Annotated in this window: 13 protein-coding genes and 1 pseudogene; 5 read left to right on the top strand and 9 right to left on the bottom strand. The window is 65.2% G+C overall.

The annotated features are described in order from the left end of the window. The first annotated feature begins 20 nt into the window (after nt 1-20). Nucleotides 21-779 (top strand): Bax inhibitor-1/YccA family protein, encoded by a 759-nt coding sequence (locus BSF38_RS13140; RefSeq protein ID WP_076346270.1) that lies wholly within the window; start codon nt 21-23, stop codon nt 777-779. Between the two features lie 219 nt (nt 780-998). On the opposite strand, the gene BSF38_RS13145 is transcribed toward BSF38_RS13140, so the two are convergent. After that, on the bottom strand, nt 999-2,171 hold the full coding sequence (locus BSF38_RS13145; protein ID WP_076346272.1) for a Gfo/Idh/MocA family protein: 1,173 nt from the start codon (nt 2,169-2,171) through the stop codon (nt 999-1,001). Nucleotides 2,172-2,393: 222 nt separating this feature from the next. Next, entirely contained in the window at nt 2,394-3,575 is a 1,182-nt protein-coding gene (locus tag BSF38_RS13150) for a Gfo/Idh/MocA family protein (RefSeq protein WP_076346274.1), read from the bottom strand. A 399-nt stretch (nt 3,576-3,974) separates the two neighbouring features. Here BSF38_RS13150 and BSF38_RS13155 point away from each other — a divergent pair, with 399 nt between their 5' ends. From BSF38_RS13155 to nikR, 3 genes and pseudogenes are all read left to right on the top strand, one after another. Continuing rightward, nucleotides 3,975-4,373: an SRPBCC family protein gene (locus BSF38_RS13155; RefSeq protein ID WP_076346276.1), complete on the top strand. Its 399-nt coding sequence runs from the start codon at nt 3,975-3,977 to the stop codon at nt 4,371-4,373. 1,087 nt (nt 4,374-5,460) lie between these two features. Then, nucleotides 5,461-6,648, top strand: a complete 1,188-nt coding sequence (locus BSF38_RS13160) for a Gfo/Idh/MocA family protein (protein WP_076346278.1) — start codon at nt 5,461-5,463, stop codon at nt 6,646-6,648. A gap of 8 nt (nt 6,649-6,656) precedes the next feature. Further along, nucleotides 6,657-7,064 (top strand): annotated as a pseudogene (gene nikR, locus BSF38_RS13165) (nickel-responsive transcriptional regulator NikR); the annotation flags it as partial. A gap of 109 nt (nt 7,065-7,173) precedes the next feature. On the opposite strand, the gene BSF38_RS13170 reads toward nikR, so the two are convergent. The 7 genes from BSF38_RS13170 to BSF38_RS13200 all read right to left on the bottom strand — a co-directional run bounded on the left by BSF38_RS13170 (nt 7,174) and on the right by BSF38_RS13200 (nt 12,908). Then, nucleotides 7,174-7,566 (bottom strand): STAS domain-containing protein, encoded by a 393-nt coding sequence (locus BSF38_RS13170; RefSeq protein WP_076346282.1) that lies wholly within the window; start codon nt 7,564-7,566, stop codon nt 7,174-7,176. A gap of 105 nt (nt 7,567-7,671) precedes the next feature. Next, entirely contained in the window at nt 7,672-8,850 is a 1,179-nt protein-coding gene (locus tag BSF38_RS13175; RefSeq protein WP_076346284.1) for a glucose-6-phosphate dehydrogenase assembly protein OpcA, read from the bottom strand. Between the two features lie 138 nt (nt 8,851-8,988). Next, complete coding sequence (locus BSF38_RS13180; protein ID WP_145952111.1) at nt 8,989-9,543, bottom strand: hypothetical protein; 555 nt, start codon at nt 9,541-9,543, stop codon at nt 8,989-8,991. 34 nt (nt 9,544-9,577) lie between these two features. After that, nucleotides 9,578-11,131 carry a glucose-6-phosphate dehydrogenase gene (zwf, locus tag BSF38_RS13185; protein ID WP_076350850.1) on the bottom strand — a complete coding sequence of 518 codons (1,554 nt, stop codon included), beginning with the start codon at nt 11,129-11,131 and terminating at the stop codon, nt 9,578-9,580. Between the two features lie 159 nt (nt 11,132-11,290). Further along, nucleotides 11,291-11,755 (bottom strand): hypothetical protein, encoded by a 465-nt coding sequence (locus BSF38_RS13190; RefSeq protein ID WP_076346288.1) that lies wholly within the window; start codon nt 11,753-11,755, stop codon nt 11,291-11,293. A 120-nt stretch (nt 11,756-11,875) separates the two neighbouring features. Then, the gene (locus BSF38_RS13195; RefSeq protein ID WP_145952112.1) at nt 11,876-12,328 is read right to left on the bottom strand and encodes a hypothetical protein; all 453 of its coding nucleotides are present in this window, start codon (nt 12,326-12,328) and stop codon (nt 11,876-11,878) included. A 118-nt stretch (nt 12,329-12,446) separates the two neighbouring features. Next, a complete protein-coding gene (locus BSF38_RS13200) occupies nt 12,447-12,908 on the bottom strand; it encodes a hypothetical protein (RefSeq protein ID WP_145952113.1) in 462 nt (153 codons plus the stop codon). A 370-nt stretch (nt 12,909-13,278) separates the two neighbouring features. Here BSF38_RS13200 and BSF38_RS13205 point away from each other — a divergent pair, with 370 nt between their 5' ends. After that, nucleotides 13,279-13,812: a hypothetical protein gene (locus tag BSF38_RS13205; protein WP_145952114.1), complete on the top strand. Its 534-nt coding sequence runs from the start codon at nt 13,279-13,281 to the stop codon at nt 13,810-13,812. The last annotated feature ends 57 nt before the right edge of the window (nt 13,813-13,869 follow it).

Consider the following 13,869-nt stretch of genomic DNA (forward strand, 5'->3'; position numbering starts at 1 on the left):
CCATTCAGGAGACTCCCGAAGTGGCCACGAGTAATCCCGCTTTCTCTCAGGATATGTTCGCCGGCTACAACCAGGTGTACGGCGCGCCTCGCAGCATGGTCACGACCGTGCAAGGGACGATGTCCAAGACGTTCCTGCTCCTGGCCATCCTGTCGGGCACCGGCCTCTGGGCGTTCCACACGATGGCGGCCGGCCAGCTTGCCTATCCCGTCGTCGGCGTCTCGGCCCTGGCCGGGTTCGTGCTGGCGATGGTGACCATCTTCAAGCCGACCATCTCGCCCTGGACCGCGCCGGTGTACGCGGCGATGCAGGGTGTCTTCCTCGGCTCACTCTCGCAGATCGTCGAGATGCGGATGGGAGTCAAGGGGCCTCATGGCATCGCGCTCCAGGCCGTCTCGCTGACGGTCGGCACGCTGCTGGTGATGCTGTTCCTGTACGCGAGCGGGACGATCAAGGTCACCGAGCGACTCAAGGCCGGGATCATGATGGCGACCGGCGCGGTCTGCTTGTTTTACGTGGTCTCGATGGTGCTGGGCTTCTTCGGCGTAGCGGTGCCGCTGATCTTCAGCGCCACGCCCGCCGGCATCGGTTTCAGCCTGTTCGTCTGCGGACTGGCGGCGTTCAACCTGCTGCTCGACTTCGACTTCATCGAGGAAGCGGCTCGCCGCGAAGCCCCCAAGTACATGGAGTGGTACGGCGCGTTCGGCCTGATCGTCACCCTGGTCTGGCTCTACCTTGAACTGCTCCGCCTGCTCCAGAAGCTCAACAGCCGCAACTGAGCCGGCCGACGGACGAGCGACGCCTTGAAACACGAAAGGCCGGCCGACGCGACAACCATCGCGTCGGCCGGCCTCTTTTATTTCACGGATCATGACCACCGGCGGTCGGAGGCCGATCATGCAAGCTCGAAGCGCCAGCGAGTGAATTCCTCGCCGGCTGTCCGGATCATTCACTCGCTGGCGCTTCGAGCTTGTATCGGCCCCCTCGGGCGACGCGCCTTACGCCCCGACGTTCACCCACTGGCGCTTCTTGGCGCTGTCGGCGATGGCCTCGCAGATGCGGACTTCGCGGTCGCCGTCGGCGAACGTGGGGAAGTTGGCTTTGCCTTTGCAGCCCGAGGCGATGAAGCTGTAGAACGCCAGGTCGAGCTGCTTGAAGGCGTCGGGGAAGCCTTCGGCGTGGCCGCCGGGGTAGTGGCTGAACTCGCCGGCCTCGGCGCTGAGCAGCGACGGGTCACGGTTGAGGACCTGGTTGGCGGCCCCTCGGCGTCCCAGCCAGAGCAGCTCGGGCGCCTCGCTGTCCCAGACCATCGAGCCTTCGGTGCCGCAGACTTCCAGATACAGCCGGTTCTTGCGGCCGCCGTGCATCTGCATGACGTGGAAGAGGCCGCGCGCGCCGTCCGACAGGTGCATCAGGACCGCGCCGTAGTCTTCGGTGACGATCTTGACCGGCTCGGTGGCCTTCTTGACGGCGGTCGGGCTGGTGTAGGTCTCGGCGCCGCCGATGGGGCGGTTGCGGTGGGGGTGGAAGGTCGCGAGGTCGGCGTTGACCGACTCGATGTGGCGGCCGGTGACGAACTGGGCGAGGTCCATCCAGTGGGTGCCGATGTCGGCGATGGCGCGAAGGTTGGTGTGGCCGTCGGGATCGACCCGCCAGTTGTAGTCGTCTTCCAGCAGCAACCAGTCCTGGGTGTACGAGCCGCTGACGCTGAGGATCCGGCCGAGGTCGCCGCGGGCGACGCGGGTGTGCATCTCCTGGCAGAGCGGGTAGAACCGCAGGTTGTAGTTCACGCCGGCCGCCAGGTTGGGATGGGCCGCCGCCAACTTGACCAGCTCGGCGGTCTCCTTCGAGCTGATCGCCAACGGCTTCTCGCAGAGGACGTGCTTGCCGGCCTGGAGCGCCTTCTTGGCGTGCTCGAAGTGGATGTTGTTGGGCGACGCCAGGTGCACCGCGCCGACGGACGGGTCGGCGAGCAGCTCGTCGAGCGTGTTGTAGATCTTGGGAATGCCCAGCCGGTCGGCCAGGGGCTTGGCCTTCTCGGGCGAGATGTCGAGCAGGCCGGCGACCTGCACGCCGATCCGCCGCAGCGCCTCGGCGTGCACCGGGCCGATAAAGCCGCCGCCGATCAGGGCGACCTTGGGGGGATTGCTCAAGGCGTGGGGAGCACCCATCGAATTAGTCCTCTCGGGCACGGTGGGCGAAGCCCACGTTCTTGTCGGATTGGGGGAGGAAATCGTCGCTGCGTTTTCAATGATCGGAATTCGTGGGGTGGGCATCGCCCACCATTGGATTGCACATGGGCCGAGGCCGAACGCCCTTCTCCCCTCTGGAGGGGAGAAGGCATGCTCGCGACAGCCTGTTAATGGTGGGCGATGCCCGCCCTACCCGTAGGTTTACTTCACATCGCTGAGGGCCACGGGCCGACGCTCGACGGCGGAGATCAGGGCGGCTTCGAGGACGCGCTGGGTCTGGTAGGCGTCGACGAAGTCGGGAATCGGCACAACAGGCTCCTGGCCGTCGAGGACGCGAAGGATATCGTACGCCTGGTTCACGAAGCCGTGCTCGTAGCCCAGCACGTGGGCGTCGGGCCACCAGTTCTCGGTGTAGGGGTGGTCGCCGCCGTGGGTGCACATGATCGTCGTCCAGCCCTGCACGGCGCGGGGGCGGGTGGCGTCGTAGTACTGAAGTTCGTTCATGCGTTCGAAGTCGAACTTGATGGCTCCCTTGGAACCGTTGATCTCGAACCCGTTGCGGTTCTGGTTGCCGGTGGCCTGGCGGGCGGCCTCGTAGCTGGCGACGGCGCCGCCGGAGAACCGGGCGAGGAACAGCACGGCGTCGTCGACGGTGACCGGTCCGGTCTGGTCGCCGGAGCCGACGCCCGCCGCGATCCCGCCGGCGGTGGAGCCCGCCACGATCTTCCGCTGCTTGATGAACGTCTCGGCGATCGCGCCCGAGATCTCGGTGATCTCCTCGCCGGTCACGAACCGGGTCATGTCGATGATGTGGGCGTTGAGGTCGCCGTGCGAGCCGGTGCCCGCGCCTTCCTTCTGGAACCGCCAGATGAGCGGGATCGAGTCGTCGGCCCAGTCCTGGAGGTAGAACGCGCGGACGTGGCGGATCTCGCCGAGCGCGCCGTCCTTGACCAGGCGGTGGGCGAAGGCGACGGCCGGGCAGCGGCGGTAGTTGTACCAGACGAACGTCTTGGCCTTCGACGCCTTGGCCGCGTCGACCATCTTCTTGGCCTCGGCCAGCGTGCCGGCGATCGGCTTCTCGCAAGCGACGTGCTTGCCCGCGGCGAGGGCCGCCAGGCAGACCTCGGCGTGCATGTTGTTCGGCGTCACGACGTCGACCAGCTCGATGTCGGGCGACGCGACGGTCGCGCGCCAGTCGGTCGAGGAATTCTTCCAGCCCCAGTGGTCGGCGAACGTCCGGGAACTCTCGGCGTTCCGGCTGCACGATGTGTGCATGACCGGCTGGGCCGTCAGCTTGAAGAACTTCTTCACCTGCGACCAGGCGTTCGAGTGGGTCCGGCCCATGAAGCCTTCGCCGATCATGGCCACGTTGATTTCACGCATTCAGGAGACCCCTTGAAGGAGACCGACGAGCCTCGGGACCGGTCCGGCGGCACGGGCCGGACGAGGAACGACGGGAGACCGGCGCAAGCCGAGGGTGGTCGCGGCTCAAACTTCGAGCCACGGAAAACCCTCGCTCGTCCGGCGCGACCGACCCAGGCTCACGCGCGCGAGAAACCGGGCGGTCCGCCCGGCGGCTCGCGATGAGGAACGCCAATATAGCCGCCGCCTGGAGTCCGTCCAAGAGCCGACCGGCGCTCAACCGGCGCTTCCAAACAGGGCGGCCCCGAACACCTCGCTCGTGCCCCTTGATCCGACGCGTCGACCGCCGTAGCCTGTCTGAACCACGGGGCTCGGCTTCAAACATCCGCCATGGATGCAAGAACTCGTCAGGAGGACGGAATGACGACGTACGCCGCCAGACTCATCAGCGTTTCCATCGATTGCAACTGGCGCGAGGTCTACGACTTCACCGCGGAGCCGACGAATTTCCCGCTCTGGGCGTCCGGCCTGGCGTCGGGGGTGGAGAACTCGGGCGACGACTGGACGGCCCAAGGGCCCGAGGGGCCGATCCGGATTCGCTTCTCGCCCCCCAACGAGTTCGGCGTCCTCGACCACGTCGTCACCGTGGCGCCGGGCGTCGAGATCCGGATTCCCTTGCGCGTCGTCGCAAACGGGACCGGCAGCGAAGTCACCCTGACCCTCTTCCAGACGCCGGGCATGAGCGACGAGGCGTTCGCGGCCGACGCCGAGTGGGTGCAGAGCGATCTCCACGCCCTCAAGGCGTTGATGGAATCCTGAGCCGCCCGTGCGTCGAGAGGTCTGCCGTTCGATCGAATCGGCCCTTGGCGGCGCTCCGGACGCCTCCGGCGAGCGATTCAGTCCGCTTGAACCGGCCACGATTCCAAAGGAGCGGCGGTTGATGCATCGCCCGGCTCGACACCTTCACGCAGTGAGCAAAACATTCAGGCTCCCGATGGGTTTCAAGGTGACGGGAAATTCACTCAGGGCCGGCCTGTTGTAGCTGGCCTCTGTGAGGCCGGCTGGCCTGAAGTAATCCCTCGGCGCACGTCCCGGGGCCACAGACCCCGGCTACAATAAGAGGCCGGTCCCTCGGCCCGCGAAGGATTCACGGCCATCACCCTGGAATCCTTTATGAGCCAATATCAAAGGAGCAAACTACGTGAAAGATTACTCACATCTTCTGGCAAAACTGTCGCCCGCCGGGGGACCCGCCCCCGCCGGGGAACTAAGGCATCTCGTGGACCAGTGCGGGCGGGATCCGAACTCGGTGGCCTGGTTCGCGTCCGCTCTCCCTGGCAGCGGGTATTGGCGAGCGGGCAACTCCGTATGCGTGATTTTCCACCATCCGGATCAATCTCCGAGAGTCGAGGCCGTGGTCGCCCGCGTCCTTTCCAAGGAGCTGGTGAATGCGCCGCCGGAAGACGCGGAAGTCCAAGAATTCTACGGAGAATGGCGTGACCAACTCAGATTTTGGTGGCCCTTGGGCGGAAAGCGACCCAACGCGGCGGGCTGCGATATCGTGTTGACTGAATTCGACTCGCTGGACGCGATTCCAGGACGCCAATGGAGAACAGGGAACACCGCCTCTAAATCGTTCACGGCGAGATGCAGTCTCGCGGGCTGGGCGTTCGACGAAACCTTCAACACACTGGATTGGATTCAGAGCCTGCCTGGAATTCGCCCTTAAAGCTGGCAGGCGGAACAGGAAGGCCGGACATCGATCGGCCGCGCCCCCGGGTCTCCTCTTGCGGCTCGTCCGGCTGCCAAGCTAGGCTCAACGAGGCGGGCCCGGGGGCGACGCCGGCGCGTCGATCGGCGGGCCGAGGGGAATCGCCCGGGGCGTCGTCGCCGGAAGGTCGTTGCGATGAAACGATGCAAGATGCGAGTCGGGATGGTGGGAGGAGGCGGGCCGGCGAGTTTCTTCGGGGCGCCGCACCGGCGGGCGATCTTGATGGACAACTCGGCCGAGTTGACCGCCGGCGCGCTGCGGAGCAGGGCCGACGAGTCGCTGGCTTCGGCCGACGAGCTGTTCTTCACGCGCGGGTATCCCGATTGGAGCAGTCTGGTCGAGGCCGAATCCGCCCTGCCGGACGACCAGCGGATCGACTATCTGACGATCGTCACGCCCAACGACGCCCATTTCGGCCCCGCCGAGGCCGCCGCCCAGGCGGGAATCGCGGTCCTCTGCGAGAAGCCGCTGACCACGAACCTCGACGAGGCCCGCCGGCTTCACGCGACGGTCAAGGCCGCCGAGATCCCGTTCATCGTCGCCCATACCTACACCGGCTATCCGATGGTCATGCTGGCCCGCGAGCTGGTGCGCGACGGCCGGATCGGCGAGATCCGCAAGGTCGAGGCCTGGTATCCGCAGGGTTGGCTGGCGTCGCGGCGGGAAGAAGAGGGGAACAAGCAGGCGTCGTGGCGGACCGACCCCGCCCAGGCCGGGGCGTCGGGATGCGGCGGCGACATCGGCTCGCACGCCTATGAGTTCGTCCGGTTCGTCGCCGGCCTTCGCGCCGTGAAGCTGTCGGCCCGGATGAAGTCGATCGTCCCCGGCCGGGCGCTCGACGACGATTTCACGGTTCTGGCCGAGCTGAACAACGGCGCGATCGCCACGATCACGGCGTCGCAGATCACGATCGGCGCCCAGAACGACAACGGCTTCCGGATCATCGGCACGGCCGGCACGCTCTCCTGGCGGCACACCCACTTCGACCAGCTCGAATTCTTTGAGGCCGACCACACGGTCCAGATCTACCGAGCAGGGGCCGACTACCGGTACATGCCGGCTTCGATCAAGCCGTACCTCCGCCTCCCCCAGGGCCATCCCGAGGGCTTCCACGAGGCGCTCGCCAACCTGCACCGGACGCTCGAATGGACGATCCGCAGGCGGCGAGGCGAAGACGCGCCGACGCCCTACGATCACCCGGGGATCGGCGACGGCCTCGCCGTGATGGCGTTCCTTGACGCGGCCGTCGCCAGCGCCGCCGACCACGGCGCGTGGGTCGACGTGCTTCGAGCCGGTTCGACCACGGGGAGAAACGAGCCGTGAAAGACGTCCTGACGAGGTTCAGCGTGGCGATCGGCGGCGAGCTGCTCAAGCGGTTCGACGTCTATTGCGAAAAGCACCGCTACCCGAATCGCAGCGAGGCCGTCCGCGGCTTGATCCGCGCCGCGTTGATCGAAGAGGCCGTCGATGAGGAGACCAGCGACGCCATGGGCGTCGTCACCCTGATCTACGACCACCACGCCGGACGGGTCGCCGAGCGGCTCACCGACCTCCAACACGAGCAGATCAACGCGGTCGTGACCACCACCCACGTCCACCTCGACGCCCGCCGCTGCCTCGAAGTGATCCTCCTGCGCGGCCGCACCAAGATGGTCCGCAAGCTGGCCGACGACCTGATCGGCACCAAGGGCGTCGAAACCGGCCGGCTCGTCCTGGCGTCGGCGTCGTCAATCCTTCACGAGGGCGAAGCCGAGGCCGAAGGCCACTCGCACCCACATCCGCATCCGCACGGCGACCACGAACATGGCCACGGTCACAGTCACAGTCACAGTCACGACTGAGGCGACGTCAGGATTCGAACGCGGGGGCGTCGGGATTCTGGGTGAAGGATTCGAGGGCTTCGTCCTCGGTATCGTAGATTTCCGCCAGCTTATCGAGGCCGATGATGTCGGCGCCGATGCGGACGTCTTCGGTCATGCCGCAGAATTTGACCGAGCGAGCCTGTTCCTTGGCCTTGGCGACGAGCCTGAAGAACACCGCGAAGGCGGTGCTGCCGATGAAGTGCGTTCGGCTCAGGTTGACGAGCGTCTTCGCGGCCCACTCCTGGGCGACGACCAGCCCAAGCTCGTAGGAAAGCTCCTCGGCCTGGTTGGGGAAGCGCAGTTCCTTGGCCAGCACCTCGACGACCGCCACGTCGCCGACCATGCTCATCTTGATGAACTCGAATTCCGGGTTGGACATCGACCTGGTTCCCGTTCGGTTCGACCTGGACTTCATGACGACGACGATTTTGACCGTCGCCTACTCCGAAGTATAGCAAACGAAAGGCCGAAACGGGCCGGGGCGTCAAGAACGGCCGCGATCAGCGGATTCGAGAAGCCAGAGCAAAAACGGCAACGCCTTCTCGAACGGCGGATCGAACCGCGACAGCTCGAGCGCGGCGGCGGCGCGGCGGGCGGGTTCGAGGCACTCGGCGTACACCGTGCTCGGCAGCCGGCAGTAATCGGGAGAGTCGGCGTGGATCTCGATGTCGGGCGACTCGGCCGACGGGCGGCAGAGCCGGAACGTTTCGAGACCGTCTTTTCCGCGGGCGGTGATCGTCACGCTCAGCAGCCGGGGGTACAACGGACGCGGGTCGGCGAACGGCCTGGTGCGGACCTCGACCCCCAGCGGCCCCGCCGGACCCTCGAAATCCGCGCGGAGGCGGCTGCCGGAATCGGTCGCTTCGAGCGACGGCTCGCCCCGGGTCTTCCAGTCGAGCTGACCGGCCAGCCACGAGGCCAGCCAGAGCGCGAGGCGAGGAGGCGTGGAGGCGTCGGGCGAGAGAGCCTCGATCTGGACCGAGTCGATGCGACGGAGGGTTTCCAGGTGGTCGGCCGAGTCGAAGAACCGGGCGATCAGCTCGCGCCAGTGGGCCAGGCCGTACCAGACGGAGTCGCGACTGCACGAGCTGATCGCGGGGTCCAGGCCCAGCTTGATCGCCGCGGCCGACGCGCCGGGGTCGGGCAGGTCGAGGAGAATCCGCGAGCTCTCCTCGCCCAGATTGTGGAACAGCCGTTCGTGCAAGGTCGGGTCGGTCGTCCACCAGAGGATGAGCGGGAGGTCGGCTTCCAGCAGCGGGCGGACCGCCCCGGGGATCAGGTCGAGCGCCTGCGGGCCGGCTCGCAGGACGATCCGCTCGGAGCAGACTTGCGGCGAGCCCGGATCGGGGAGGTGGCAGACCGCGGAGACCTCGGCGGTGATCTTCCGCTCGGGCCCGTCCGACTCCCTCAGGACGATCGTCCGGCAGGGGAACTTGGCGACGACCGTCTCGAGCACCGGGCCCAGGCCGTCCGTCTCAGGGATGAGCCGTTCGACCACGAGGTTGGCCAGGACGATCCGGGTGACGTTCGGGTGCTCCAGCTCGGGCCCGCCGATCCGTTCGGCCGCCGGCCCCCAGAGCTGTTCGAGCGTCGTGTTGATCCGGGGCAGGTCCACGGGAATCCCTTGCCCCTCCAGGAACGCATCCGAACTCGACCCGGCCATGTCCGCCGCCCCCCGTTCGCGATTGGATTGAATACGGTGTTTCCCTTCGAAACTCGGAAACGAGGGCTGGCTCCGAGAGTACCCAGTCGCCGCCTGTCCCCGTTGCGTCACACCTCTAGCCGCCTGGCCTTTGGCCATTCAGTCTTTCGTGAGCGTCCATGAGAATGTACGCGCCACCACCTCTATATAGCTATCGTGACCACAAATCATAAAATGCTTAAAATCGTCAGCCTTGGGCGATAGAATCCGCAACCAATCCGAGAACTCGATCGAGTAAACCCCTGGGTCGGGACACAGCCCTGTCTGACGCCAGGTGTTCCAGAAACGCCTTTGAAATTCTTCGACACCGTCGCGGATGGAATAATCTACGTTAATCATGCTCCAGTCATATAGCGATTCTTGAATAATCTCAGAATCGCTGAAGCCCGGGAGGAGGCGACTAGCAAGGGAATCGTGAAATACGACTTCGATGTCATGGTACACCGACTCCTGCTGCTGTTCATGTGCATCTTTGTCGCTTGTCGCGTTCGCTTCATTAGAAAATTGGATGGGACCGAAGAAGCCGCTCAGCCGAATACGCGTGGGACCATCTGAAGCACTTTCAAAAGCGAACAGTTGGAGGCGCGGACATCCGCTGTCAACCTTCCACGGCACCGAGAGGGGAACTAGAGTTGGTTTTGTCACCGGAATCAACTGTCCCCTGTCTCCAGTCCAATGATTATACGCTCTAGAGTCTTCGCCATTTCGTCCCGTCGGCTTTCACCAGACGGTCGGAGGCTTCGGGGCCCCAGCTTCCAGCGACGTACGAGTCGGGCGGGGGGGCGTCGGGGAGTTCCCAGGCGTCGAGGATCGACGTGATGAACCGCCAGGCGTTCTCGACCTCGTCGGTGCGGGTGAACAGCGTGGGATCGCCGAGCATCACGTCGAGCAGCAGGCGCTCGTAAGCCTCCGGCGGCGGGACGGCGAACGCGGTTCCATAGCGGAAATCCATCCGGACCTCCTGGAGCCGGCGCCGCGAGCCGGGGATCTTGGCGGCGAAGGTCAGGCTGGCCCCTTCGTTGGGCTGGATGCGGAGGACGAGCTGGTTGCCGGCCGAGTCCTCCTCGGATTCGATGTCGAACAGCTCGGTCGGCGGCCGGCGGAACTGAATGGCGATCTCGGTCGCCCGCTTCGGCAGCCGCTTGCCGGTCCGGAGGAAGAACGGCACGCCAGCCCACCGCCAGGTGTTCAACTCCAGCCGCATCGCCACGTAGGGCGCGGTGTGCGAGTCGGGCGGCACACCCTTCTCTTGAAGGTAGCCGGGGACCTCCTCGCCCTCGATCGAGCCGGCGGCGTACTGCGCCCGCACGACGTTGCGGTAGACGTCTTCAGGCTTCCAGTGGGGGAGGGCCTGAAGCACCTTGACCTTCTCGCTCCGCACGGCGTCGGCCGAGAGGTCCACCGGCGGCTCCATCGCGACCAGCGACAGGAGCTGCATCATGTGGTTCTGAACCATGTCGCGAAGCGCGCCGGCGGTGTCGTAGTAGGCGCCCCGACCGCCGGACATGCCGACTTCCTCGGCGACGGTGATCTGCACCGACGCCACGTGCCGGCGGTTCCAGATCGGCTCGAAAATGCTGTTGCCGAACCGGAACGCCAGGATGTTCTGGACGGTCTCCTTGCCCAGATAATGGTCGATCCGGTAGACCTGACTCTCGTCGAGCACCCGCGACGTCGACCGGCTGAGCGCCCGGGCGCTTTCGAGGTCGTGACCGAACGGCTTCTCGATGACGACCCGGCTCCAGGGGGAGTCTTGCTGCCAGTCGTAGACCAGGTCCGCGTCGCCAAGCTGGCCGATGATCTGCTCGAAGAACTCGGGCGAGACCGCAAGGTAGAAGATCCGGTTCCCCTTGGTCCCATGCGTCCGGTCGAGTTCCTCAAGCTTCTCCTTGAGGTTCTTGAACGACTCAGGGTCGTCGAACGTGCCCGACGCGAACACCAGGCGCTCGGCGAACGCCGGCCAGACCTGGGCGAAATCGGGGCCGCCGTCCTTGGCCAGCGATTTCTCGTATTCCTTCCGCAGGTCGTCGTCGGTCCAGTCGCGACGGCCGAAGCAGACCACGGCGCATTCGGCGGGGAGGTTGCCGCCGCGATAGAGGTTGTAGAGCGCCGGGACGAGCTTGCGATGCGCCAGGTCGCCGGTCGCCCCGAACAGGACCAGGGCGCAAGGCTCGGGCGCCCGTGACCGCGGCAACGCCTGCCGCAACGGGTTGGACTCGGGCGCGATGGTCGGCTCCGCCATGTTTCCGGCTCTCCCGCGCAATTGCGGCATGACAAACATCGATGCTGTTCGGATTCTGGTATCCGAAGCGCGAGGGCTCGCCCCCGCGTCGCCGTCCGATTCTAGGAACCCGCCGCGCCCCCTTCAAGCCCGGCCGGGATTCTCGACCAGGGCGGCTGATCAGGCTGCGCCGTCAACGTCGGCGTCATACAGCACGTGGTCGGATCGAGAAGGCGCGGCTTTTTTCGACCAGCGAGCGATCAGCTCACGCATGAACTCAGAAAGCACCCAAACGACTGTGAGGCCGGTGGCAACGCCGAAGAGCGTGATGATGAAGGCTGCCAGAAACGTCGCACGTTGGAAAGCGGCCATGACGACGAAGAACGACACGGAGGTAAGCATCGTGACATCATCGGCCCGTCGGCTGACGAGGTGGAAGCCTCCCCAACTGAGCAGCGTCGCAAGTGCCGCTCCCATCGGACCGGCGGCGGCCGAGACGAGATCGTATCCCTTGCATAAGCCCCAGGCGGTCGAGCCGATAACCAGGATGATCAAGATCAAGACGACGCCGAACCAGATCTTGGCCTCCGAGACCTGCTTCACGGGCTGACCGCCCGATTCAAATTCCGCGGCCGGTCCATTCATGATCCTGCTTCCCTTCGATGTTCTGATCCCTGACAAGCCAAACGCCCGCCTCAAGTCACGCTTCGATTCGATGCCACGCCCCATTCAAGCCCGGCCGGAATTCTCGACCAGGACGGCTGATCAGGTCGCGCCGTCAACGTCGGCGTCGTACAGCAGGTGGCCAGATTGAGGAGTGGAGGTTTTCATCGAGCCGCGAGGCACCCGAAAGCCTACAAGCCAGAAGAATGCAAGGCCGCCGGCGCTCGCGACCAGAGTAATTACGAAGGCTTTAGTGAAGGTCCCGTGTCGTCCGCTGGACGCGAACAATGTTCCGGCCACTCCGACGATCGCGAAGCCGTCGTTGGGTCGTCGACTGGCAAGGTGGAAGGTTCCCCAGGCAAGCATGAGCCCCAAGGCCGCGCCGGTCTTGGTGGAAGCTATCGACGCGAGATCGACTCCCTCTCGCAGGTCAAACAATGCAGCAATGGCGATTCCAACAGCCACGGCCCCACAAGCCGCAAGCCAAATCCTTGCCTCCGTCATCGGCGGCTTGGGCGGATCGTTCGGTTTGAGTGTCGAAGCCGATCCGCTCATGATCCTGCTCCCCGCCTGTTCCGGCCCCTGACAGGCCAACGCCAACCTCCACGTCACGGTTCGATTCGGGGCCGCGACCCCTTCAAGCCCGGCCGGGATTCTCAACCAGGGCGGCCGATCAGGTTGCGCCGTCGACGTCGGCGTCGTAGAGCAGGTGGCCGGATTGGGGAGGGCTGGCTTTGGGGGACTGGTAATCCAAGGCACGTCGCAAGGATCTCCCTGTGACCGCACACAGGGAGCAGACGACCAAGGCACCGGCGAGTGATAGGGTGAAGTTTGTAAGCAAGGATCGCTGCCCTACCCCCTCGCCCAACAGCCCGCCTAGCCCTGTGAACCACCAGATGTCTTCGTGACGTCGACTGACGGCGTGGACTACCCCCCATCCGAGCAGAAACCCCAATGCCGCGGCGACTCGACCGGAAACCAAGGAACCGAGATCCTTACCCGCGCAATGATCCCAGATGGAGAAAAAGACGACGTTCACGCCCACCATCGCGAGAGCGCCGAACCAAATCTTGAACTCCGAGGGCGGGGTCCACGCCTTGGCGTTCGCTTGAGGTTTCTTCACCTGGTCGCCCATCATCCCACTCCTCGCCGGATCGCGTCGCGAACGAATCGGCATGATGCCGCAGGGGACGCCCGACCTCATGAAAATGGGGCGATGGGGAATCACGCGGGCGGCCTCCCGATACGAGCCCAAAGCGCCAGCGAGTGCTTTGTTTTGCGTCCGCTGACTCGGCACACCGGCCGAGGGAATTCACTCGCTGGCGCTTCGGGCTTGTATTTCACTCCTCGATCGTCCCGCGGGTTGATCCGTCCTCATTTTTAATCTTTTCGCGACTCGAAATCCATGCTTTCAAAATTGCACCACGCATCGTCGTGCCTGTAGAGTATTCGTGAGACGAATGGACGTCCGAACGAGCCGCCGCGACCCCAACCGAGAAACGACCATGCTCCGATCAGGATCGCACCGGACGGTTCCCTTCCAGATGCTCCTCTTCGGCCTGGTCTTGATCGGGGCCGAGGCGTATCAGGAGGCGGGCAAGCAAGCGGCGGAATTCGCCGTGAAGGGCTCGCTCCAGAAGCTCTTGATCCAGGTCCCCGCCGGGCTGATCGCGGTGTTCATCGCCTCCCGGTTCATGGATGTCGACGTCGACCCGCTCCACGTGATCGCCCTGAAGGTAGCCGGGATCACGGTCCTCGCCGAAGGGGTGGCCTGCTGGGTTCCGGTCCCGTTTTTCAGCATGATGGCCGAGCTGACGGTGATGCTCATCGGTTTTTTCTGGCTGTTCGAGCTGAGCAAGTGGGAGACCTATTTTCTCGTCCTGCTCAATTTCGCGGCCCTCTTCGGCACCCGCTACGTGGTCGACAACTACATGTCGTCGCCCCGGTCGTTCTGGTCGACTTCCTCCCCCGCCGGCCGGCGCAACGCCCCCCCCCGGGCGCACAACCGAAGCTCGGGCGGCCTGATCCGGATCGAGTGACGAACCGCGACGCGCCTTCCTCCCGCCGCCGGCCGGTTCCATTCGGACGCGGATATG

The organism is Paludisphaera borealis (genome assembly GCF_001956985.1).
GTDB classification, from domain to species: Bacteria; Planctomycetota; Planctomycetia; order Isosphaerales; family Isosphaeraceae; genus Paludisphaera; species Paludisphaera borealis.

Coding starts and splice junctions, on each gene's coding strand:
- BSF38_RS13145 (WP_076346272.1), bottom strand. CDS start 2,171: ATGGGTGCTCCCCACGCCTTGAGCAATCCCCCCAAGGTCGCCCTGATC.
- BSF38_RS13150 (WP_076346274.1), bottom strand. CDS start 3,575: ATGCGTGAAATCAACGTGGCCATGATCGGCGAAGGCTTCATGGGCCGG.
- BSF38_RS13155 (WP_076346276.1), top strand. CDS start 3,975: ATGACGACGTACGCCGCCAGACTCATCAGCGTTTCCATCGATTGCAAC.
- BSF38_RS13160 (WP_076346278.1), top strand. CDS start 5,461: ATGAAACGATGCAAGATGCGAGTCGGGATGGTGGGAGGAGGCGGGCCG.
- BSF38_RS13170 (WP_076346282.1), bottom strand. CDS start 7,566: ATGTCCAACCCGGAATTCGAGTTCATCAAGATGAGCATGGTCGGCGAC.
- BSF38_RS13175 (WP_076346284.1), bottom strand. CDS start 8,850: ATGGCCGGGTCGAGTTCGGATGCGTTCCTGGAGGGGCAAGGGATTCCC.
- zwf (WP_076350850.1), bottom strand. CDS start 11,131: ATGGCGGAGCCGACCATCGCGCCCGAGTCCAACCCGTTGCGGCAGGCG.
- BSF38_RS13190 (WP_076346288.1), bottom strand. CDS start 11,755: ATGAATGGACCGGCCGCGGAATTTGAATCGGGCGGTCAGCCCGTGAAG.
- BSF38_RS13195 (WP_145952112.1), bottom strand. CDS start 12,328: ATGAGCGGATCGGCTTCGACACTCAAACCGAACGATCCGCCCAAGCCG.
- BSF38_RS13200 (WP_145952113.1), bottom strand. CDS start 12,908: ATGGGCGACCAGGTGAAGAAACCTCAAGCGAACGCCAAGGCGTGGACC.
- BSF38_RS13205 (WP_145952114.1), top strand. CDS start 13,279: ATGCTCCGATCAGGATCGCACCGGACGGTTCCCTTCCAGATGCTCCTC.